Here is a 20173-nt window from a genome sequence, read left to right on the forward strand (position 1 = left end):
TAAGTGTAAAACATCGTGCTGCAGTCAGTAAAAATCCGTGCGGATTTGGTATGGCTGCAAGGGTAAACCGTGCACGTGTGCCGGCGTCTGATATCAGCCGCAGTTTAGTGGCTATGCGTGTCGCAAGGGTGACTGCACGACGGCAAACATCGACAGAAAGAACAGGAAGAGTGAACAGCAGAAAGAGAGGCCAGCGCGCACAATATGCGCTGTGAACCAGAGAGCAGATCGGGACGGTTCATTACTTTACTCACCTCCAGCGCCTGCGGGCAGCATGCGGAAACGGAGCGGAAAAAAATCAGACACGGCATCTGATCGTGCAACGCCTGACGGCGTTCTGGCAACAATAGCGGCGTTTTATACCGCCAGCCGCGTAAAATTGCAAAATCTTTGTCCCCGCCCTGCGCGCGCTGTCAGCAAAAGCTTCCAGCAAGCCGCTTTTTGAAACAACCGGAATCAGAAAAAGCTCTGGTAAAATGCACATCGGGTAACCTAAAATAGCCGTCCAGATGGTTTTCCATCTAAACTGAATAAGTTCCAGGCGGTGTGAGCCTGGCGTGCTGACACTCCCTGCTGCTCGTGGCTTTGCCTGAAGGGGCGCTAAGCAGGTTTTTCACTGGCGCTATGCAGTCGAATTCAACCCATTTCTAAGGTAAAGAACAGAATGGCTAAACACCTTTTTACATCTGAGTCCGTATCAGAAGGACATCCTGATAAGATCGCTGACCAAATTTCCGATGCCGTGCTGGATGCCATCCTCGAACAGGATCCTAAAGCGCGCGTGGCCTGCGAAACTTACGTCAAAACCGGTATGGTACTGGTGGGCGGTGAAATCACCACCAGCGCCTGGGTCGATATCGAAGAGATCACCCGCAACACCGTACGTGAGATCGGCTATGTTCATTCTGATATGGGCTTTGATGCCAACTCCTGCGCCGTACTAAGCGCTATTGGCAAGCAGTCACCTGATATTAATCAGGGCGTAGACCGTACCGATCCGCTGGAACAGGGTGCAGGCGATCAGGGCCTGATGTTTGGTTACGCAACCAACGAAACCGATGTACTGATGCCCGCGCCGGTGACCTATGCGCACCGTCTGGTGCAGCGTCAGGCCGAAGTGCGTAAAAATGGCGCACTGCCGTGGCTGCGTCCGGATGCCAAAAGCCAGATCACCTTCCAGTATGACGGTGGCAAAATTGTTGGTATCGACGCTGTCGTGCTCTCAACCCAGCATTCGGAAGAGGTTTCTCAGGCCGATCTGCGTGAAGCCGTGATGGAAGAGATCATTAAGCCGGTGCTGCCTGCTGAGTGGATCAACGCCAGCACTAAATACCATATCAATCCGACCGGTCGCTTTGTTATTGGCGGCCCGATGGGTGACTGTGGCCTGACCGGCCGTAAAATCATCGTTGATACCTACGGCGGTATGGCTCGTCACGGTGGCGGTGCTTTCTCCGGTAAGGATCCGTCAAAAGTTGACCGCTCTGCAGCCTACGCAGCGCGCTATGTGGCAAAAAATATTGTTGCTGCCGGCCTGGCCGATCGCTGCGAGATTCAGGTTTCCTACGCTATCGGCGTGGCAGAGCCAACGTCAATCATGGTAGAAACCTTTGGCACTGAAAAAGTAGCGACCGAACAGCTGACGCTGCTGGTTCGTGAATTCTTTGACCTGCGCCCTTATGGTCTCATTCAGATGATGGATCTGCTGAAACCTATCTATAAAGAGACCGCCGCCTACGGTCACTTTGGTCGCGAGCACTTCCCGTGGGAGCAGACCGATAAAGCCGCCCTGCTGCGCGAAGCCGCCGGCCTGTAAGCGCACACTCCTTTATGTAATAGCCCGCTCTGAGCGGGCTTTTTTGTGCCTGAACGTACCCCGCCGCTCTGATTTCGTAAATCATCTGATTCCAGGGGGCGCATTAATGCGCCCCCTACGGAATATTTTTGCAGGGGCGGCATTTATGCCGCCCTGGCCGCGTACATCACCTGAACCCAGGGGCGCATTAATGCGCCCCCTGCGTGCCGTGCCATTGCAGGGGCGGCATTTATGCCGCCCTGGCCACGTGCATCCCCTGAACCCAGGGGCGCATGAATGCGCCCCCTACGGAATATTTTTGCAGGGGCGGCATTTATGCCGCCCTGGCCGCGTACATCACCTGAACCCAGGGGCGCATGAATGCGCCCCCTGCGTGCCGTGCCATTGCAGGGGCGGCATTTATGCCGCCCTGGCCACGTGCATCCCCTGAACCCAGGGGCGCATGAATGCGCCCCCTACGGAATATTTTTGCAGGGGCGGCATTTATGCCGCCCTGGCCGCGTACATCACCTGAACCCAGGGGCGCATGAATGCGCCCCCTGCGTGCCGTGCCATTGCAGGGGCGGCATTTATGCCGCCCTGGCCACGTGCATCCCCTGAACCCAGGGGCGCATGAATGCGCCCCCTACGGAATATTTTTGCAGGGGCGGCATTTATGCCGCCCTGGCCGCGTACATCACCTGAACCCAGGGGCGCATGAATGCGCCCTCTGCGTGCCGTGCCATTGTAGGGGCGGCATTTATGCCGCCCTGGCCGCGTGCATCACCTGAACCCAGGGGCGCATGAATGCGCCCCCTACGGAATATTTTTGCAGGGCGGCATTTATGCCGTCCTGGCCACGTGCATCCCCTGAACCCAGGGGCGCATGAATGCGCCCCCTACGGAATATTTTTGCAGGGCGGCATTTATGCCGTCCTGGCTGCATGCATCACCTGAACCCAGGGGCGCATGAATGCGCCCCTGCATGCCGTGCCATTGTAGGGGCGGCATTTATGCCGCCCTGGCCGCGTACATCACCTGAACCCAGGGGCGCATGAATGCGCCCCCTACGGAATGCGCCCCCTGCGTAATGCGCCCCCTGCGTACCGTGCCAGATCCTTCGTACTGGCCGGCCTCCGGCTTTCTCAGGCATAAAATTTTTCACTGACTACACTCTACTCACCGCTGTGATAACAAAGTGTTAACGATTACATTCTAAAACTCTTTTTTTATCTGTAATTTAGAGATTTTTCAGCGTAGTCATCACTCTGAAAATGCGTTATTTTCAGCGTCGTCTGATAGGCAATATTTAAAGCGATGTCAGAAACTTGTAGGGTGCTATACCTTACTGGCGAAGAGACTGTTCCGGGCAAAAAATGCTGGATTACAGGGTTTCGGCGTGTGTAAGCGGTTACATTCATGTGATCGCCCTCACTTTTTATCGTGTACAGGTCTCTTAGCATTAATAAAAAACAAGACAAATAACTTTCGGAGGCTTTATGCCTGGTAATACTCACAAAAGCAGAACCTCAAACAAGGCGATGACCCTGTTTGTCTGCTTTCTGGCGGCGTTAGCCGGCCTGCTGTTCGGGCTGGATATCGGTGTCATCGCAGGTGCCCTGCCCTTTATCGCTAAAGATTTCAACGTCACTGCCCATCAGCAGGAGTGGATTGTCAGCTCAATGATGTTTGGCGCGGCGGTCGGTGCAATCGGCAGCGGCTGGATGTCATCGCACCTGGGTCGTAAAAAGAGCCTGATGGCCGGCTCTGTCCTGTTTGTTATCGGGTCGCTGTGGTCCGCTATGGCGCCCAATCCGGAGATGCTGATTGCTGCCCGCGTTGTGCTGGGCCTGGCTGTTGGCGTGGCTTCTTACACCGCTCCGCTCTATCTCTCTGAAATTGCACCAGAGAAAATTCGCGGCAGTATGATTTCACTCTATCAGCTGATGATCACCATCGGTATTCTGGGTGCCTACCTCTCTGATACCGCGTTCAGTGCCTCCGGAGAATGGCGCTGGATGCTGGGCGTGATCACCATCCCTGCGATTCTGCTGCTGGTGGGCGTCTTCTTCCTGCCAAACAGCCCGCGCTGGCTGGCTGCGAAAGGTAACTTCCGTGATGCGCAGCGCGTACTCGATCGCCTGCGTGATACCAGCGAGCAGGCCAAACGCGAGCTGGATGAGATCCGTGAAAGCCTGAAAGTTAAACAGTCTGGCTGGCAGCTGTTCCAGGGCAATAGCAACTTCCGTCGTGCGGTGTTCCTTGGCGTGCTGCTGCAGGTCATGCAGCAGTTCACCGGTATGAACGTCATTATGTATTACGCGCCGAAGATTTTTGAAATTGCCGGCTTCGCTAACACCACGCAGCAGATGTGGGGTACGGTGATTGTTGGTCTGGTCAACGTCCTGGCGACCTTCATCGCTATCGGTCTGGTCGATCGCTGGGGCCGTAAGCCGACGCTGGTGCTGGGCTTTATGGTCATGGCGGCCGGCATGGGCGTTCTCGGAACCATGCTGCACCTCGGCATCCACTCGCAGGGCGCACAGTACTTCGCCGTGGCGATGCTGCTGATGTTTATCATTGGCTTTGCGATGTCTGCCGGCCCGCTGATCTGGGTGCTCTGCTCTGAAATTCAGCCGCTGAAAGGACGCGATTTCGGGATCACCGTCTCGACCACCACGAACTGGATCGCCAATATGATCGTGGGCGCTACCTTCCTGACTATGCTGAACACGCTGGGCAACGCACCGACCTTCTGGGTCTACGCCGGCCTCAACCTGTTCTTTATTGTCCTGACGCTGGTGCTGATCCCGGAGACCAAAAACGTCTCACTGGAGCACATTGAGCGTAACCTGATGGCAGGGAAGAAGCTGCGCGATATCGGTCAGCAGTAATCGTCTTCTGAGTGATGAGGGCTGCCTGCGGGCGGCCCTTTTTTATGGCCGCGACAGTGCTCTGCCGCGCCAGCGCAGCGTATGGTATGCTGCGCGCCATGAAAACTTCCCGCGTACCTGTTGCCTTTCAGCAGGCGGTCATGCGATCGCTGCGGCACTTTTTGCAGCTTGCCGCACAGCGCCTTGAATGCACGTTTGATGAACCCGCACTGCTTTATCAGCAGCGCGGCACCGCGGCGGGCACCGCCTGGCTGGAGAAGTGGGAGATCCGGCTGAACCCGGTGCTGCTGCAGGAAAACCTGCAGGCGTTCACCGATGAAGTCGTGCCGCATGAGCTGGCGCATCTGCTGGTGTGGAAGCGCTTCGGGCGCGTCGCGCCGCATGGCAAAGAGTGGAAGTGGATGATGGAGACGGTGCTGGGCGTGCCGGCACGCCGTACGCATCAGTTTGCCCTGAGCTCAGTGCGTACCAATACCTTCGCCTATCGCTGCAGCTGTCAGCAGCATCAGCTTACCGTGCGCCGGCATAATCGCGTACTGCGCGGTGAAAGTGACTATCGCTGTGTCCGCTGTGGCTCACTGCTGCAGCCTGGCGAATTCAGCAACATATAGCGCGCTAATCCCATTTCCCCGCTCCGGTCATTCTGCTACCCTGCCGCCCTTTTTCGGGTATCGGGTAAATTTCTGGAATATGTCTCGCAAAACGCTGTTACTTCTTCCCCTGCTGCTGGCACCGCTTAGCGCGTATAGCCTCAGCTTCTCTTCGTTTCATCAGAATAATTTTCGCCAGGCAAAGGTGGTGGCTTCGCAAATCAATGCGGATGCGCCTGACTTCTACTGCGGTTGCACAATCAGCTGGCACGGGAAAAAAGGTGTACCGGATCTCAAAAGCTGCGGCTATAGCGTACGAAAAAATGCCAACCGCGCCGGGCGCATCGAATGGGAGCATGTGGTTCCGGCGTGGGAATTTGGCCATCAGCGCCAGTGCTGGCAGGAGGGTGGACGAAAAAACTGCGCCAAAGATCAGGTGTACCGCCGTATAGAGAGCGATTTGCATAATCTTCAGCCCGCCATCGGCGAGGTTAACGGCGACCGCAACAATTTCCAGTACAGCCAGTGGAACGGTGGCGAGCAGCCTTACGGCCAGTGTGCGATGAAAGTCGACTTCAAACAGAAACTGGCTGAACCGCCAGCCCGCGCGCGCGGCGCCATCGCGCGCACCTACTTTTACATGCGCGATCGTTATCAGCTGCGTCTCTCGCGCCAGCAAACGCAGCTGTTCAGCGCCTGGGACAAGCTCTATCCGGTCAGCGTCTGGGAGTGCGAGCGCGACAGCCGCATTGCTCAGGTACAGGGAAATCATAATCCGTATGTACAGCGCGCTTGCCAGCGCTAAAAGCGCTACCCTAAACTAGCTTATTATTTTTGCGCCGCATCACGGGATGCGGCAATAACGCTGGCAGGAACCGCATGCGTATACCCCGCATTTATCACCCCGAACCGCTCTCTGTCGACAGTGAAATCTTTCTTGAAGATGATGCCGCTAACCACGTTGGCCGCGTACTGCGCATGGGCGCCGGGCAGATGCTTGAACTGTTTGATGGCACTAATCTGACTTTTAACGCCGAAATCACCCAGGCGGATAAAAAGCGTGTAAAAGTAAGGGTTCTTAGCGGTCAGCCTGATGACCGGGAATCGCCCTTGCATTTACATCTGGGCCAGGTGATGTCGCGTGGTGAAAAAATGGAATTCACCATCCAGAAATCGATAGAGCTGGGCGTAAACGTGATTACGCCCTTGTTTTCTGAGCGCTGTGGCGTGAAGCTGGATGCAGAAAGACTGGCAAAGAAGATCCAGCAGTGGCAAAAGATTGCTATTGCCGCCTGCGAGCAGTGTGGCCGCAACCGCGTGCCGCTGATTCGGGAGGCGATGACGCTGGAAGCCTGGTGTGCAGAGGCTGATGAGGGCGTCAGGCTGAATCTTCATCCGCGTGCCAGCCACAGTATCAACACCCTGCCACAACCGGTTGAACGGGTGCGGCTGCTGATTGGCCCTGAAGGGGGTTTATCTGCTGAAGAGATCGCCATGACGGCGCAGCAGGGCTTTACAGATATTTTGCTGGGGCCGCGCGTTCTGCGCACGGAAACCACTGCCCTCACCGCGATAACGGCACTTCAGGTGAGGTTTGGCGATCTCGGTTAAGGGATAATTCTGGCCGTAAAAGAGACGCAGACTACTAAACAGCACGACGCTTTCGCATGGAAGGACGTCGCTGATATCCCCTCTGAGGAGAGAATAATGATTAAGCTTGGCATTGTGATGGACCCGATTTCGTCCATCAATATTAAAAAAGACACCAGCTTCGCCATGTTGCTGGAAGCACAGCGTCGTGGCTACGAAATTCATTACATGGAGATGGGCGACCTCTCTCTGCGCGGTGGCGTGACTTACGCCCGTACGCGTCTGCTGAGCGTGGAGCAGAATGCTTCGCAGTGGTATGAGTTCGGCAGCGAGCAGACCATTCCGCTGGCCGATCTCAATGTCGTGCTGATGCGTAAAGATCCGCCTTTTGATACCGAGTTTATCTACGCGACTTATCTGCTGGAGCGGGCTGAGGAGCAGGGTACGCTGATTGTCAACAAGCCGCAGAGTCTGCGCGATTGTAACGAAAAGCTCTATACTGCATGGTTTGCGGATCTGACACCGGATACGCTGGTCACCCGCAATAAAGAGCAGCTGCGCGCTTTCTGGCAGGAGCACGGTGATGTCATTCTGAAGCCGCTCGACGGCATGGGTGGCGCATCGATCTTCCGCGTTAAGCAGGATGATGCCAACTTTGGCGTAATTACAGAAACCCTGACCAACCATGGCCAGTTTTTCTGTATGGCGCAAAATTATCTGCCGGCGATTAAAGAGGGCGATAAGCGCGTCCTGGTCGTGGATGGCGAGCCCGTGCCTTACTGTCTGGCGCGTATTCCGCAGGGCGGCGAAACGCGCGGCAATCTTGCCGCCGGTGGTCGCGGCGAAGCGCGTCCGCTTTCTGACAGCGACTGGGAAATTGCACGGCGCGTCGGCCCCACGCTGAAAGCGAAGGGGCTGATTTTTGTTGGCCTGGATATCATCGGTGATAAACTTACTGAAGTGAATGTCACCAGCCCAACCTGCGTACGGGAAATTGAAGCGGCGTTCCCGATTTCGGTTACCGGTATGCTGATGGACGCAATCGAAAAACGTCTGGGCTGAGGACGCAGCCGGAGTGCAAACTCCCTAACCCCTTTGATACCGGCGCTGCCGCACTGGCGCCGGTTCTCTTCGGTAAATGAGTGACAATGAATTTACAGCATCATTTTTTGATAGCGATGCCCTCTCTGCAGGACCCTCTGTTCAAACGCTCTGTTGTCTATATCTGCGAGCATAATGAAGAGGGTGCAATGGGTTTGATTGTTAATAAACCGATGGAGAACCTGACGGTAGAAGGTATTCTGAAGAAACTAAAAATCACTCCGTCAGAGCGCGATCCGGCGATTAAGCTCGATAAACCGGTATTTGCCGGTGGCCCGCTGGCGGAAGATCGCGGTTTTATTCTGCACTCTGCGCAGCATACTTATGCCTCCAGTATTCGCATCTCAGACAACACCGTGATCACGACCTCGCGTGATGTGCTGGAAGCGATCGGCACCGCGCAGCAGCCTGAGAATGTGCTGGTCGCACTTGGCTACTGCGCCTGGGAAAAAGATCAGCTGGAGAACGAGCTGCTGGAAAATGCCTGGCTTACCACCCCGGCTGATACGCATATTTTATTTCATACGCCGATTGCCGGACGCTGGCGCGAAGCCGCCCGCAGTATGGGTGTTGATATTCATAATATGACCAGCGATGCGGGACACGCCTGATGCAGAATGCAACGCTGCTCGGCTTTGATTTTGGCACCAAAAGCATTGGCGTTGCCGTGGGTCAGCAGCTCACCGGCACCGCACGTCCGCTGACGGCGCTAAAAGCACAGGACGGCACGCCAGACTGGAATCTGATTGAGAAACTGCTGAAGGAGTGGCAGCCCGACTATGTGGTGGTCGGCCTGCCGCTGAACATGGACGGCACCGAACAGCCGCTGACTGCCCGCGCGCGCAAATTTGCAAGTCGCCTGCACGGCCGCTTTGGTGTACGCGTTGAGCTGCAGGATGAGCGCCTCAGTACCGTTGAGGCGCGCGCCGATCTCTTTGAGCGCGGTGGCTTTCGTGCGCTGCAGAAAGGACAGGTCGATTCTCAGTCAGCCGTGATTATTCTGCAGGACTGGTTCGAAACCCACTGACGCTGATAGCGGCGTAAAGGCGATGGATAACGTGCCGCTCAGCGAGTGTACCCGGCGCTGGCCGGGCGCACTGCTGTTGCAGCGTGACTTCTGCTTCAGGTCAGCTACCCGCTTGCCTGGTCAATAATGCCCTCCGCGCGGCGTGCCAGCTCGCTCTGCGCAAAGGTCTGCATGCCAGATTGCGCGCCGGTCTGCAGCACGCCCGGCAGCTGATGCCCTTTGCCTTCGCGGATCAGGCTGGCTACCGCAGGCGTGGCAATCAGTACTTCATACAGCGCGACACGCCCGCCCGCTTTCGCCGCCACCAGCCGCTGTGCCACTACCGCTTTCAGACTGCCCGCCAGCTGCGTACGCACCAGATTTTTTTCTTCGGCCGGAAAGACATCCACCAGACGATCAACCGCCTGCGCCGCGCTACGGGTATGCAGCGTGGCCAGCACCAGATGTCCGGTCTCAGCCGCGGTCAGGGCCAGGCGGATCGTTTCACTGTCGCGCAGTTCGCCCAGCAGTATCACGTCAGGATCTTCACGCAGCGCCGCTTTCAGCCCATGCTGAAAAGAGAGGCAGTGCGTTCCCACTTCACGCTGCTGAATCAGCGAGCGCTGACTCCGGTGCACAAACTCGATCGGATCTTCCAGCGTGATGATGTGCCGCGCCTGCTGCTGGTTCAGCGCCTGTACCAGTGCGGCCAGCGTGGTCGACTTGCCGCTGCCGGTTGCGCCGCTGATCAGCACCAGTCCATCCTGCAGCTGCAGGAGCTGCTGCACGGCTGGCGGCAGGCGCAGCTGCGCCAGCGGCGGGATCGTCTGCGCAATCAGCCGCAGCGCCAGTGACAATCCGTGACGCTGGGTGAAAAGATTGGCACGCAGCCGTACGCCGCTGCTGAGCGTCAGGGCAAAATCAGCCTGTCCGGTAACATCAAGTTCTGACTGCTGCGCAGCGCTGAGAAACTGCGTGACAAACGTCTCCAGCCACCCGGACGGCAGCGGCAGCTGCTGCGGCACCGGTTCCAGCACGCCCTGCCGCCGCCAGTGCGGTAAATGTCCGCTGCACAGGTGCAGATCGGCGGCGTTATGCTTTACACTAAGGGCCACAATTTCATCTAAATCCATTTATTTCTCCTGACTATGACTTCCATTGAGCACAACTTACATCAGGTACGCGACCGTATCGCTGCCGCTGCCGTGCGTTGCGGCCGGGCGCCAGAAGAGATCACGTTGCTTGCGGTCAGCAAAACCAAACCTGCGAGCGCTGTCGCAGAAGCGGTTGCCGCCGGGCAGCGTGCGTTTGGCGAAAACTACGTACAGGAAGGGGTAGATAAAATAATGGCGCTGACGGCAGAGGGCGATCTGCAGTGGCACTTTATCGGCCCGCTGCAATCCAACAAAAGCCGTCTGGTCGCTGAACATTTTGCCTGGTGTCATACCGTTGATCGCCTGCGTATTGCGCAGCGGCTTAACGATCAGCGTCCGGCGCATCTGCCGCCGCTGAACGTGTTAATTCAGGTAAATATCAGTGACGAAAACAGTAAATCTGGCATCATGCTGGAGGCTGTTCCGGCGCTGGCCGCGGCCATCGCCGCCCTGCCCCGCTTACACCTGCGCGGTCTGATGGCGATTCCTGCTCCGGAGCAGGATTATGCGCGCCAGCTGGCGGTCTGCCAGCAGATGGCCAGCGCGTTTCATGCGCTGCAGCACGCTTATCCCGCTATTGATACGCTCTCACTGGGCATGAGCGACGATATGGAAGCGGCGATCGCGGCAGGCAGCACCATGGTAAGAATTGGCACCGCCCTGTTTGGCGCGCGGGATTATGCGCGACCTTCACAACAATAACTGAGGAACTCCATGTTAACACTGACGTTTTTAGTCAAAACGCTGATCGATCTCTACGTCATGGTACTGCTGCTGCGTATCTGGATGCAGTGGTCGCGCTGCGATTTTTACAACCCGCTGGCGCAGTTTGTGGTGAAGATTACGCAGCCGGTGATCAAACCGCTGCGCCGCGTGCTGCCCGCTATCGGCCCCATCGATACCGCCTCGCTGCTGCTGGCGTTTGTGCTGACCACGCTGAAGTATCCGATTCTGCTGCTGATTCAGGTTGGCGCCTTCTCGGTTGATCCTACTAATCTGCTGGTGGGGCTGCTGTCGCTGCTGAAGTCAGCCGGTAATCTGGTGTTCTGGGTCATTATCATTCGCTCGCTGATGAGCTGGATCAGTCAGGGGCGCGGCCCGCTGGATTATGTGCTGGTACAGCTTACCGAGCCGCTGATGGCACCTATCCGCCGTATGCTGCCCGCTATGGGCGGTATCGACTTCTCCGCCATGATTGTGATTCTGGTGCTCTACGCGCTGAATTTCCTTGGCATGGACCTGTTCCCGGGTCTCTGGTATCTGCTGTAATTTGTTAATCTGGAACTGTTATGCAAAAAGTTGTTCTCGCAACCGGTAATCCCGGCAAGGTTCGCGAACTGGCCGGCCTGCTCGCTGATTTTGGCCTGGATATCGTGGCGCAGACTGAACTCGGCGTGGACTCAGCCGAAGAGACGGGTCTGACGTTCATTGAAAATGCGCTGCTGAAGGCGCGTCATGCGGCACAGATAACCGGCCTGCCGGCTATCGCGGATGATTCCGGTCTGGCCGTGGATGCGCTGGGCGGCGCGCCGGGCATCTACTCCGCCCGCTATGCTGGCGCAGAGGCCAGCGACCAGCAAAATCTGGAGAAACTGCTGCTGGCGCTGGAGAATGTGCCGGATGGCGCGCGTCAGGCGCAGTTCCACTGTGTACTGGTCTATGTGCGTCACGCCGCTGACCCGGTGCCGCTGGTCTTCCACGGCAGCTGGGCAGGCGAAATTACCCGTACGGCGGCCGGTGAAGGCGGCTTTGGCTACGATCCCATCTTCTTTGTGCCGGCACTGGGTAAAACCGCGGCTGAACTGAGCAAAGAGGAGAAGCGCGCCGTCTCTCACCGGGGTAAAGCGTTAACGCTGCTGCTGGACGCGATGCGCAATGGCTGAGTTACCGCCGCTGAGCCTCTACATCCATATTCCGTGGTGCGTACAGAAGTGCCCCTACTGCGACTTCAACTCGCACGCACTGAAAGGTGAAGTCCCGCATCTGGAGTATGTGCAGCATCTGTTGCAGGACCTTGAGCAGGATCTGCCTCTGACCGCCGGACGGGAGGTGCGCACGATCTTTATCGGCGGGGGGACGCCAAGCCTGCTGAGCAGTCACGCGATGCAGACGCTGATGGATGGCGTGCGGGCACGCCTGCCGCTGGCGGCTGATGCGGAAATCACTATGGAAGCGAACCCCGGCACGGTAGAAGCCGATCGCTTCAGCGGCTATCAGGCCGCGGGGATCAATCGCATCTCCATCGGCGTGCAGAGCTTTAGCCCGCAGAAGCTGGAGCGGCTGGGGCGTATTCATGGCCCGCAGGAGGCGAAGCGCGCCGCCGAACTGGCCGCCGCGCTTGGGCTGCGCAGTTTTAATCTGGACCTGATGCATGGTCTGCCCGACCAGTCGCTGGAAGAGGCGCTGGACGATCTCCGGCAGGCGATCGCGCTTAACCCGCCGCACCTCTCCTGGTATCAGCTGACCATTGAGCCGAACACGCTGTTTGGTTCCCGACCGCCGCAGCTGCCGGATGATGATGCGCTGTGGGATATCTACGAGCAGGGACACCAGCTGCTGACGGCTGCCGGCTATCAGCAGTATGAAACGTCAGCCTACGCGAAACCGGGCTATCGCTGTGAGCACAACCTCAACTACTGGCGCTTCGGAGATTACCTCGGTATCGGCTGCGGTGCACACGGCAAGCTGACGCAGCCTGATGGTCGCATTGTGCGGACGGTAAAAACCCGACACCCGCGTGGCTTTATGAAGAGCAACTACCTTGATAAACAGCATGAGGTGGCAAACGAAGATAAGCCGTTTGAGTTCTTTATGAACCGGTTCCGGCTGCTGGAAGCGGCACCGCGCGCGGAGTTTCAGCGCTATACCGGGCTGGATGAGCAGGCGATCCGCGCGCAAATGGATCAGGCTATCGCCGCAGGCTATGTCACAGAGAGCGCCAGCGAGTGGCAGATCACGGAGAAGGGCAAACTCTTTCTGAACTCGTTGCTGGAACTGTTTATGTAATCAGAGCGGCCCGGTGGCCGCTCTTTCTTTACTTGTTAATACTTTTCACCAGCGTTTTACGCTGATTTTCCAGTGCGATGACCCGGTTACAGACCTCATGGCCAAAGTTCTGGAAATCCCGCTCCTGGTTATTCCATTCCGTCTGAATCGACTGCTGCAGCCCCCCCAGGTTGCCCATCAGCGCCTGCAGCGGATTACCACCGCTGGTCGCCTGCTGCGTGCCCATCTCATTCAGGCTATCCTGCAGTACGCCACCCAGCGTGCTCTGTACCAGCTTCTGCCCGTCAGCGCGCACCTGGTTTATCGCCTGATGGTGGAACGTCAGGCCATCCTGGCGCTGCTCAATGATGCGGTTCATTTGCTGTTTCAGCTGGCCATCCAGCGTGGTCAGGCGGTTGCGTACGTTGCTGTCGCTGCCCAGCTTCTCAACGATCACGTTATCCAGTGCGGCGCGTCCGCGCTCAAGGCGCGTTTTTGCGCCGCTGTTGACCCACGGTAAATCACGACGCAGTGCATTCTGGTAATCAATTGCCTGCTGACGTGCCGCATTATCAACGCTGACTGCTTTGCCGTTAAAGGTGACATCACCCTGGGGAGTCATCGTGAGATTGCCGTTGCTGCCGACAACCTGAACGCTTTGCGCGGTGATCACCACATCATCCTGCGGGTTAACGCTGCACTGGTAGTCGGCGTGTGCCTGCGCGGCGGTCACCAGCAGCGCAGCAAAAAGAGCCTTACGAATCATGAAATCTCCTGAATGTGCTGTGCGGGGTGAGTATTGTGCGGTCAATGGCGACCCGGCGGCACATTACATCACAGGGGGCGCATTAATGCGCCCCTGGCGCAGTGTTTCAACGGGCGCCATTAATGGCGCCCCTACAGGTTTTGCGTGCCGGCGCGATGTTCCAATGGCGACCCGGCGGCACATTACATCGCAGGGGGCGCATTACATCACAGGGGGCGCATTAATACGCCCCTGGTGCAGTGCAGTACAGGGCGCGCAGAAATGCGCACCCGCATGTCGCACTACAGCTTAGTCCCACCAGACGTCGAAGAGTTCCGTTATCTGGATATCAGACAATTCACGCCCTTCCAGCCACTTGCGCACCTGCTCACGGTGCTCATCGGTGCACTTTCCGGTCTGCTGCAGGCAGACCAGGCCTTCCCACACCAGATAGCCACTACCGTCATAGGCCAGGCCGTTTGGATCGATCACCTCAGTGATAAACTGATCCAGCGTGGCATCAATCTGCTCTTCAGTGGTTCCGTCGGCAAAACGCCATGCTACGGAGAAACCCAGTTCCTGAAACTCATCAATATGCAGTTTCTTACGTAAACGACGACTACGCTGTACGGCCATTATTTTACCCTCTCAAACATCAAATCCCACACGCCATGGCCCAGTCGCTGCCCGCGCTGCTCAAATTTAGTCAACGGACGCGTCTCAGGACGCGGCACGTAATCCTGGGTGGCTGACTGATTAACGTAACCCGCCACGCTGTTCATGACTTCCAGCATATGAGTAGCGTAATCTTCCCAGTCGGTGGCCATATGGAATACGCCGCCGAGCTTCAGCTTGCGCTGAACCAGCTCAGCAAACGGCGCCTGCACAATACGACGTTTATTGTGACGCGCTTTATGCCACGGATCGGGGAAGAAAAGCTGCACCATGCGCAGGGAGTTATCCGGGATCATATGCTCCAGCACTTCTACCGCGTCATGACACATGACCCGCAGATTCTCTACGCCCGCTTCTTTTGCCGATGCCAGGCAGGCACCCACGCCTGGCGCATGCACTTCAATGCCCAGGAAATTCTGCTGCGGGTTGTTTTGCGCCATGGTCACCAGTGAGGCGCCCATACCAAAACCGATCTCCAGCACCAGCGGTGCGTCGCGCCCGAACAGCGCGGTCATGTCCAGCGGCGCGGGCTGATACTCTACGCCCATCACCGGCCAGTATTGATCCAGCGCGAGCTGTTGACCTTTCGTTAACCGCCCCTGGCGGCGTACGAAGCTGCGGATACGGCGCAGCGGCCGCCCGTTTTCATCAAATTCCGGAGTGATGACGTCATTTATCATGTTGAAGCCTGCTGGTTAGCCTGTTCGGGGAAACGGGCATTATGCAAAGTTAAAGGTCAGAAGCAAGCCTTTGCAATCTTCCGGTTTACACCCCTGACGCTCTGTGCTGCAATTCCTGCCTGATTGTAGAGTAAACACGGAAAATTTCCTTCATATGATGCAGGCGTCGCAATTCGCGCAACAGGTGCTGAAGTGGTATGACCGCTTTGGCCGTAAAACGCTGCCGTGGCAGCTGGAAAAGACGCCCTACAAAGTGTGGCTTTCAGAGGTCATGCTGCAGCAGACGCAGGTTGCCACGGTAATCCCCTATTTTGACCGTTTTATGGCACGTTTTCCCACCGTGCGCGATCTTGCTGCCGCGCCGCTGGATGAAGTGCTGCATCTCTGGACCGGCCTCGGCTACTATGCGCGGGCGCGCAACCTGCATAAAGCGGCTAAACAGGTCGTGGATCAGCACGGCGGTGAGTTCCCGCCGGACTTCGCGGCAATTGCTGCCCTGCCGGGCGTGGGTCGCTCGACCGCCGGGGCGATCCTTTCACTGTCGCTTGGCCTGCATTTTCCGATTCTGGATGGCAACGTCAAACGCGTGCTGGCGCGCTGTTACGCAATCGGTGGCTGGCCTGGCAAAAAAGAGGTCGAAAAGCAGCTGTGGCAGATTAGCGAAGCAGTGACGCCAGCGCAGGGTGTCAGCCAGTTTAATCAGGCGATGATGGATCTCGGCGCGCTGGTCTGCACCCGCTCGCGACCAAAGTGTGAAATCTGCCCGCTTAATAGCGGCTGTGAAGCGTATGCCAGCCAGAGCTGGGCTGACTATCCGGGCAAAAAGCCCAAAGTCACTCTGCCGGTACGCAGCGGCTGGTTTTTGCTGATGCAGGATGGCGATAACGTCTGGCTGGCGCAGCGTCCGCCTGTGGGACTGTGGGGCGGTCTTTACTGCTTTCCCCAGTTTTCCAGCGAGGATGCACTGCGGGAGTGGCTGACACAGCACGGTATCACCGGCGATCCGCAGCCGCTCACCGCATTTCGCCATACCTTCAGCCATTTCCATCTGGATATTGTGCCTATGTGGCTGGCAGGGCCATCCGCGGGGTCGCTGATGGATGAAGCTGGCGGTCTCTGGTATAACTTAGCGCAACCACCGTCAGTGGGCCTTGCTGCCCCGGTAGAGCGTTTACTGCATGAATTACGCCATCCGCAGCAACTGTCACTGTCATCGCGCGCGATTAAAGAGGAAGAGTAATGAGCCGCACTATTTTTTGTACCTATCTGCAGCGTGACGCTGAGGGCCAGGATTTTCAGCTCTATCCCGGTGAGCTGGGCAAGCGCATCTATAATGAGATTTCTAAAGAAGCCTGGCAGCAGTGGATGTCGAAACAGACCATGTTGATCAACGAGAAAAAGCTCAACATGATGAATCCGGAAGATCGCAAAGTGCTGGAAAAGGAGATGGTCAATTTCCTGTTTGAAGGCAAAGATGTGCATATCGAAGGTTTTACCCCGCCAGAAAAATAACCGTTCCGGGCCTTCCTTTGAGGCCCGCTTTTTTGAGTCAGGCACAGATTCACGATGAATAAAAAACTGATAGCCCTGCTGGCGATCGCGCCGCTATTGATCTCCTGCTCCGGACAAAAAAAATCGCAGTATCACGAAGAGTGGGTGAAAGATACCAACGGCTTTGACATTCTGATGGGGCAGTTTGCCGCCAATATTGAAAATATCTGGGGCATTAATGAAGTCCTCATCGCCGGGCCGAAAGATTATGTGAAGTACAGTGACAGCTACTACACCCGCAGTCACATTAACTTCGACAAGGGTAGTATCACGATTGAGACCATCTCCGGTACCGATCCCATGGCCAGTCTGCGTCAGGCGATCGTCACCACCCTGCTGATCGGCGACGATCCGGGTAATGTCGATCTCTACTCTGACGCCAACGATATTAAGATCAGTAAAGAGCCGCTGCTGTATGGCCAGGTGCTGGATAATACCGGTCAGCCCATTCGCTGGCAGGGGCGCGCCGCCAGCTTTGCGGACTACCTGATCCAGAATAAACTGCAAAAACGTACCGCCGGGCTGCATGTGATCTGGTCGGTAACCATTCCTATGGTGCCAAACCATCTCGACAAGCGTGCGCATAAATATCTGCCGATGGTACGCAAATCTGCTGAGCAGTATGGTGTCGATGCCTCACTGATTCTGGCGATTATGCAGACTGAGTCGAGCTTTAACCCCTATGCGGTCAGCCACGCTGATGCGCTGGGGCTGATGCAGGTGGTGCAGCATACTGCCGGCGTTGATGTCTTCCGCATGAAAGGTAAATGGGGCAAGCCGAGCCGCAGTTATCTGCTGGACCCGGAAAACAACATCGATGCCGGTACGGCTTATCTGTCGCTGCTGCAGAAAAGCTACCTGGGCGGCATTCAGGATCCTACGTCGCGCCGTTATGCGGTGATCACCGCGTATAACGGGGGAGCCGGCAGCGTACTGCGCGTTTTCTCCAGCGATAAAGATCGCGCATTCTCGCGGATCAACGGCATGTCGCCAGCCGATGTCTATCAGACGCTGACCACCAGCCATCCCTCCGCCGAGTCGCGCCGTTATCTCTACAAAGTTAACCAGGCGCAGCGCAGCTATCACCGCTATTAAGTGCCTGATCGTCGCGCCCTGCCCCATCGGGTCAGGGCGCGATACGCTTACGCCAGCATATTGGCCACCAGCCGCTTATAGCCGCTGCTCTCTTCCGCAATATAAACGCCCTGCAGCTCCGGTGAAAAGCCCGGCAGCTGGTTGATCCCCGCTTCCAGCGCCAGGAAGTAGTGCTGTACCGCCCCGCCCCACACCTCGCCGGGTACGACGCACAGCACGCCCGGTGGATAGGGTAATGCCCCTTCCGCCGCGATGCGCCCTTCCGCTTCTGCGACCGGCACCAGTTCCACGTCACCACGGATATAAGCCTGATGTGCATCCTGCGGATTCACCGCTACCGGCGGGAAACAGTCAGCGCGGAACATCGCTTTCTGCAGATCTTTAACGGCAAAACTGACGTAGAGGTCGTGCATCTCCTGACAGAGGCGGCGCAGCGTATAGCCGCGATAGCGCTCCGCATGCTTGCGATACAGGCTCGGCAGCACTTCCGCCAGCGGCGCATCTTCGCGCACCTGCTGTTCAAACTGCTCCAGCATCGCCACCAGATGCGACATCTTCTCCGCACTCTCTGCCGGCGTCAGCAGGAACAGAATGGAGTTCAGATCGCACTTCTCCGGCACAATGCCGTTTTCACGCAGATAGTTCGCCAGTATGGTAGCCGGAATGCCAAAGTCGCTGTATGCGCCGCTGCCTGCGTCGATACCCGGTGTAGTGAGCAGCAGCTTACAGGGGTCAATCTGATACTGGCCCGGCGCATAGCCGCTGAAGCCGTGCCACTCTGCGTCGGGCTCAAAGCTAAAGTAAGCCGGATCGCGGGCGATAGCGGCGCTGTCTGCCTGCTGCCACGGCGCGCCGTGTACCTGAGCAGGCAGAAACGGTTTAATCATGGTGCAGCGCTGCAGGATCGCTTTACGCGCATCAATGCCCTGTATGACGCAGTCGTGCCACAGGCTGCGTCCTGCCTCGCCCTGGTGCATACGCGCGTTGATATCCAGCGCGGCAAACAGCGGATAAAACGGGCTGGTTGAGGCGTGCAGCATAAAGGCGTTGTTCAGCCGCTTATGCGGGCAAAAGCGCTGCTGACCACGGATATGATTATCCTTTTTATGGATCTGTGAGGTCTGCGAAAAGCCCGCCAGCTGTTTGTGTACTGACTGGGTGACAAAGATCCCCGGATCGTCTTCCGTCAGGGTAAGCGTCAGCGGTGAACCCGCTGCCATCAGCGGAATAAACTGTTCATAGCCGAGCCACGCGGAGTCAAACAGAATGTAGTCGCACAGATGACCGATGCGGTCCACCACCTGACGCGCGTTGTAAACGGTGCCGTCATAGGTGCCGAGCTGGATAATCGCCAGCCGGAATGGCCGCGCCTGCCTGGCGCGTTCAGGGTTAACCTTTGCGATCTCTGCCCGCAGATAGCTTTCATCGAAACAGTGCGCGTCGATGCCGCCAATCAGGCCAAACGGATTACGTGCCGCCTCCAGGTAGACTGGCGTGGCGCCCGCCTGCAGCAGCGCGCCGTGATGGTTGGATTTATGATTATTGCGATCGAACAGAACCAGGTCGCCGCGCGTCAGCAGCGCATTGGTGACGACTTTATTAGCGCTTGATGTTCCGTTCAGCACAAAATAGGTTTTGTCGGCGTTAAAAACGCGGGCTGCAAACTTTTGCGCATCTTTCGCCGAGCCTTCATGGATTAGCAGATCGCCCAGCCGGACATCTGCATTACACATATCAGAGCGGAACAGGTTTTCCCCATAAAATTCATAAAACTGCCGCCCGGCGGGATGGCGGCGGAAAAACGCCCCGCCCTGATGGCCCGGGCAGGCGAAGGTGCTGTTCTGCATATCGACGTAGCGCGTCAGGGTATCAAAGAAAGGCGGCAGCAGTGCCGCCTCATACTGCTGCGCAGCCTGCTCCAGCGCCTGCCACTCTTCAGCTGCGCCGTTGATTTCTCCGGTCACGCCAGGCAGATCCAGCACTGCGGTATCAAACGCGTTAGCCACAAATACCGGCAGGTTAAATCCGGTCTGGCGCAGCAGCATCAGTACGCCGCTGCGCGTATCCGCCAGCGAGAGCACCACCGCGGCAACGTCAGTAAAGTCGGTCGTGTCGAGCGTCACGACATCGCGGGTGGTATTCAGGCTCAGGCCCGGCGCAATTGCGACGCTGGCGGCTATTTTCAATGGGTTCATAACTCAAATCCCCGGCATAACAGGATGAGTGGGTGCCAGTGGCACAGAAAGGAACGGCGTGACCGGTGCAGGACACCCGCCGGTCGCGATAATGGCATTTTTTGCTGCGGCTCACAA

20 protein-coding genes are annotated in these 20173 nt (G+C 57.2%); 15 read left to right on the forward strand and 5 right to left on the reverse strand.

What is annotated here, in order from left to right; genetic code table 11:
- Nucleotides 1-664 precede the first annotated feature (664 nt).
- The 8 genes from metK (at nucleotide 665) to ruvX (ending at nucleotide 8997) form a co-directional block, all read left to right on the forward strand.
- Complete coding sequence (gene metK / locus SB719_RS06265) at nucleotides 665-1816, forward strand: methionine adenosyltransferase (protein ID WP_065648237.1); 1152 nt, start codon at nucleotides 665-667, stop codon at nucleotides 1814-1816.
- A gap of 1478 nt (nucleotides 1817-3294) precedes the next feature.
- Entirely contained in the window at nucleotides 3295-4689 is a 1395-nt protein-coding gene (locus SB719_RS06270; RefSeq protein ID WP_065648236.1) for a sugar porter family MFS transporter, read from the forward strand.
- Nucleotides 4690-4787: 98 nt separating this feature from the next.
- Entirely contained in the window at nucleotides 4788-5300 is a 513-nt protein-coding gene (locus SB719_RS06275) for a SprT family zinc-dependent metalloprotease (RefSeq protein WP_314688890.1), read from the forward strand.
- A 79-nt stretch (nucleotides 5301-5379) separates the two neighbouring features.
- Nucleotides 5380-6084, forward strand: a complete 705-nt coding sequence (endA, locus tag SB719_RS06280) for a deoxyribonuclease I (RefSeq protein ID WP_314688889.1) — start codon at nucleotides 5380-5382, stop codon at nucleotides 6082-6084.
- Nucleotides 6085-6158: 74 nt separating this feature from the next.
- Nucleotides 6159-6890 (forward strand): 16S rRNA (uracil(1498)-N(3))-methyltransferase, encoded by a 732-nt coding sequence (rsmE, locus tag SB719_RS06285; protein ID WP_304236058.1) that lies wholly within the window; start codon nucleotides 6159-6161, stop codon nucleotides 6888-6890.
- 96 nt (nucleotides 6891-6986) lie between these two features.
- Nucleotides 6987-7931, forward strand: a complete 945-nt coding sequence (gene gshB / locus SB719_RS06290) for a glutathione synthase (RefSeq protein ID WP_039380084.1) — start codon at nucleotides 6987-6989, stop codon at nucleotides 7929-7931.
- Nucleotides 7932-8017: 86 nt separating this feature from the next.
- Nucleotides 8018-8581 (forward strand): YqgE/AlgH family protein, encoded by a 564-nt coding sequence (locus tag SB719_RS06295; protein ID WP_065648233.1) that lies wholly within the window; start codon nucleotides 8018-8020, stop codon nucleotides 8579-8581.
- Nucleotides 8581-8997 (forward strand): Holliday junction resolvase RuvX, encoded by a 417-nt coding sequence (ruvX, locus tag SB719_RS06300; RefSeq protein WP_065648232.1) that lies wholly within the window; start codon nucleotides 8581-8583, stop codon nucleotides 8995-8997. Before SB719_RS06295 ends, ruvX begins: the two co-directional genes overlap by 1 nt.
- A 104-nt stretch (nucleotides 8998-9101) precedes the next feature.
- Here the strand turns inward: ruvX and SB719_RS06305 are convergent, their stop codons facing one another.
- Nucleotides 9102-10109, reverse strand: coding sequence for a type IV pilus twitching motility protein PilT (locus SB719_RS06305; RefSeq protein WP_292968526.1), 1008 nt, complete (start codon nucleotides 10107-10109; stop codon nucleotides 9102-9104).
- A gap of 15 nt (nucleotides 10110-10124) precedes the next feature.
- Here SB719_RS06305 and SB719_RS06310 point away from each other — a divergent pair, with 15 nt between their 5' ends.
- The 4 genes from SB719_RS06310 to hemW are packed head-to-tail and all read left to right on the forward strand — an operon-like array spanning nucleotide 10125 to nucleotide 13136.
- On the forward strand, nucleotides 10125-10832 hold the full coding sequence (locus SB719_RS06310; RefSeq protein ID WP_293005946.1) for a YggS family pyridoxal phosphate-dependent enzyme: 708 nt from the start codon (nucleotides 10125-10127) through the stop codon (nucleotides 10830-10832).
- A gap of 12 nt (nucleotides 10833-10844) precedes the next feature.
- Entirely contained in the window at nucleotides 10845-11399 is a 555-nt protein-coding gene (locus SB719_RS06315) for a YggT family protein (RefSeq protein WP_065648229.1), read from the forward strand.
- Between the two features lie 20 nt (nucleotides 11400-11419).
- Nucleotides 11420-12013, forward strand: a complete 594-nt coding sequence (rdgB, locus tag SB719_RS06320; RefSeq protein WP_293005948.1) for an RdgB/HAM1 family non-canonical purine NTP pyrophosphatase — start codon at nucleotides 11420-11422, stop codon at nucleotides 12011-12013.
- Complete coding sequence (hemW, locus tag SB719_RS06325) at nucleotides 12006-13136, forward strand: radical SAM family heme chaperone HemW (protein WP_314688887.1); 1131 nt, start codon at nucleotides 12006-12008, stop codon at nucleotides 13134-13136. The genes rdgB and hemW overlap by 8 nt, the downstream gene beginning before the upstream one ends.
- 28 nt (nucleotides 13137-13164) lie before the next feature.
- Here hemW and SB719_RS06330 read toward each other — a convergent pair whose 3' ends face one another.
- The 3 genes from SB719_RS06330 to trmB all read right to left on the reverse strand — a co-directional run bounded on the left by SB719_RS06330 (nucleotide 13165) and on the right by trmB (nucleotide 15215).
- Nucleotides 13165-13881, reverse strand: coding sequence for a DUF2884 domain-containing protein (locus SB719_RS06330; RefSeq protein ID WP_065648226.1), 717 nt, complete (start codon nucleotides 13879-13881; stop codon nucleotides 13165-13167).
- A gap of 288 nt (nucleotides 13882-14169) precedes the next feature.
- Nucleotides 14170-14496: a YggL family protein gene (locus tag SB719_RS06335; RefSeq protein ID WP_292968517.1), complete on the reverse strand. Its 327-nt coding sequence runs from the start codon at nucleotides 14494-14496 to the stop codon at nucleotides 14170-14172.
- On the reverse strand, nucleotides 14496-15215 hold the full coding sequence (trmB, locus tag SB719_RS06340) for a tRNA (guanosine(46)-N7)-methyltransferase TrmB (protein WP_065648224.1): 720 nt from the start codon (nucleotides 15213-15215) through the stop codon (nucleotides 14496-14498). The genes SB719_RS06335 and trmB overlap by 1 nt, the downstream gene beginning before the upstream one ends.
- A gap of 154 nt (nucleotides 15216-15369) precedes the next feature.
- Between trmB and mutY the strand changes: the two genes are divergently transcribed.
- Genes mutY through mltC form a run of 3 tightly spaced genes read left to right on the forward strand, consistent with a single transcriptional unit; the run spans nucleotide 15370 to nucleotide 17861 of the window.
- Complete coding sequence (gene mutY, locus SB719_RS06345; RefSeq protein ID WP_412159044.1) at nucleotides 15370-16455, forward strand: A/G-specific adenine glycosylase; 1086 nt, start codon at nucleotides 15370-15372, stop codon at nucleotides 16453-16455.
- On the forward strand, nucleotides 16455-16727 hold the full coding sequence (locus SB719_RS06350) for an oxidative damage protection protein (protein ID WP_039380106.1): 273 nt from the start codon (nucleotides 16455-16457) through the stop codon (nucleotides 16725-16727). The genes mutY and SB719_RS06350 overlap by 1 nt, the downstream gene beginning before the upstream one ends.
- Nucleotides 16728-16781: 54 nt before the next feature.
- Nucleotides 16782-17861 (forward strand): membrane-bound lytic murein transglycosylase MltC, encoded by a 1080-nt coding sequence (gene mltC / locus SB719_RS06355; protein WP_065648222.1) that lies wholly within the window; start codon nucleotides 16782-16784, stop codon nucleotides 17859-17861.
- A 47-nt stretch (nucleotides 17862-17908) separates the two neighbouring features.
- Here mltC and SB719_RS06360 read toward each other — a convergent pair whose 3' ends face one another.
- On the reverse strand, nucleotides 17909-20056 hold the full coding sequence (locus SB719_RS06360; RefSeq protein WP_412159045.1) for an ornithine decarboxylase: 2148 nt from the start codon (nucleotides 20054-20056) through the stop codon (nucleotides 17909-17911).
- Nucleotides 20057-20173: the final 117 nt, after the last annotated feature.

It is taken from the genome of Pantoea sp. SIMBA_079 (assembly GCF_046940275.1).
Lineage (GTDB): Bacteria > Pseudomonadota > Gammaproteobacteria > Enterobacterales > Enterobacteriaceae > Pantoea > Pantoea borealis.

Excerpts from the sequence above, each read along its gene's own strand:
- metK (WP_065648237.1), top strand. The coding sequence starts at position 665 with ATGGCTAAACACCTTTTTACATCTGAGTCCGTATCAGAAGGACATCCT.
- SB719_RS06270 (WP_065648236.1), top strand. The coding sequence starts at position 3,295 with ATGCCTGGTAATACTCACAAAAGCAGAACCTCAAACAAGGCGATGACC.
- SB719_RS06275 (WP_314688890.1), top strand. The coding sequence starts at position 4,788 with ATGAAAACTTCCCGCGTACCTGTTGCCTTTCAGCAGGCGGTCATGCGA.
- endA (WP_314688889.1), top strand. The coding sequence starts at position 5,380 with ATGTCTCGCAAAACGCTGTTACTTCTTCCCCTGCTGCTGGCACCGCTT.
- rsmE (WP_304236058.1), top strand. The coding sequence starts at position 6,159 with ATGCGTATACCCCGCATTTATCACCCCGAACCGCTCTCTGTCGACAGT.
- gshB (WP_039380084.1), top strand. The coding sequence starts at position 6,987 with ATGATTAAGCTTGGCATTGTGATGGACCCGATTTCGTCCATCAATATT.
- SB719_RS06295 (WP_065648233.1), top strand. The coding sequence starts at position 8,018 with ATGAATTTACAGCATCATTTTTTGATAGCGATGCCCTCTCTGCAGGAC.
- ruvX (WP_065648232.1), top strand. The coding sequence starts at position 8,581 with ATGCAGAATGCAACGCTGCTCGGCTTTGATTTTGGCACCAAAAGCATT.
- SB719_RS06305 (WP_292968526.1), bottom strand. The coding sequence starts at position 10,109 with ATGGATTTAGATGAAATTGTGGCCCTTAGTGTAAAGCATAACGCCGCC.
- SB719_RS06310 (WP_293005946.1), top strand. The coding sequence starts at position 10,125 with ATGACTTCCATTGAGCACAACTTACATCAGGTACGCGACCGTATCGCT.
- SB719_RS06315 (WP_065648229.1), top strand. The coding sequence starts at position 10,845 with ATGTTAACACTGACGTTTTTAGTCAAAACGCTGATCGATCTCTACGTC.
- rdgB (WP_293005948.1), top strand. The coding sequence starts at position 11,420 with ATGCAAAAAGTTGTTCTCGCAACCGGTAATCCCGGCAAGGTTCGCGAA.
- hemW (WP_314688887.1), top strand. The coding sequence starts at position 12,006 with ATGGCTGAGTTACCGCCGCTGAGCCTCTACATCCATATTCCGTGGTGC.
- SB719_RS06330 (WP_065648226.1), bottom strand. The coding sequence starts at position 13,881 with ATGATTCGTAAGGCTCTTTTTGCTGCGCTGCTGGTGACCGCCGCGCAG.
- SB719_RS06335 (WP_292968517.1), bottom strand. The coding sequence starts at position 14,496 with ATGGCCGTACAGCGTAGTCGTCGTTTACGTAAGAAACTGCATATTGAT.
- trmB (WP_065648224.1), bottom strand. The coding sequence starts at position 15,215 with ATGATAAATGACGTCATCACTCCGGAATTTGATGAAAACGGGCGGCCG.
- mutY (WP_412159044.1), top strand. The coding sequence starts at position 15,370 with ATGATGCAGGCGTCGCAATTCGCGCAACAGGTGCTGAAGTGGTATGAC.
- SB719_RS06350 (WP_039380106.1), top strand. The coding sequence starts at position 16,455 with ATGAGCCGCACTATTTTTTGTACCTATCTGCAGCGTGACGCTGAGGGC.
- mltC (WP_065648222.1), top strand. The coding sequence starts at position 16,782 with ATGAATAAAAAACTGATAGCCCTGCTGGCGATCGCGCCGCTATTGATC.
- SB719_RS06360 (WP_412159045.1), bottom strand. The coding sequence starts at position 20,056 with ATGAACCCATTGAAAATAGCCGCCAGCGTCGCAATTGCGCCGGGCCTG.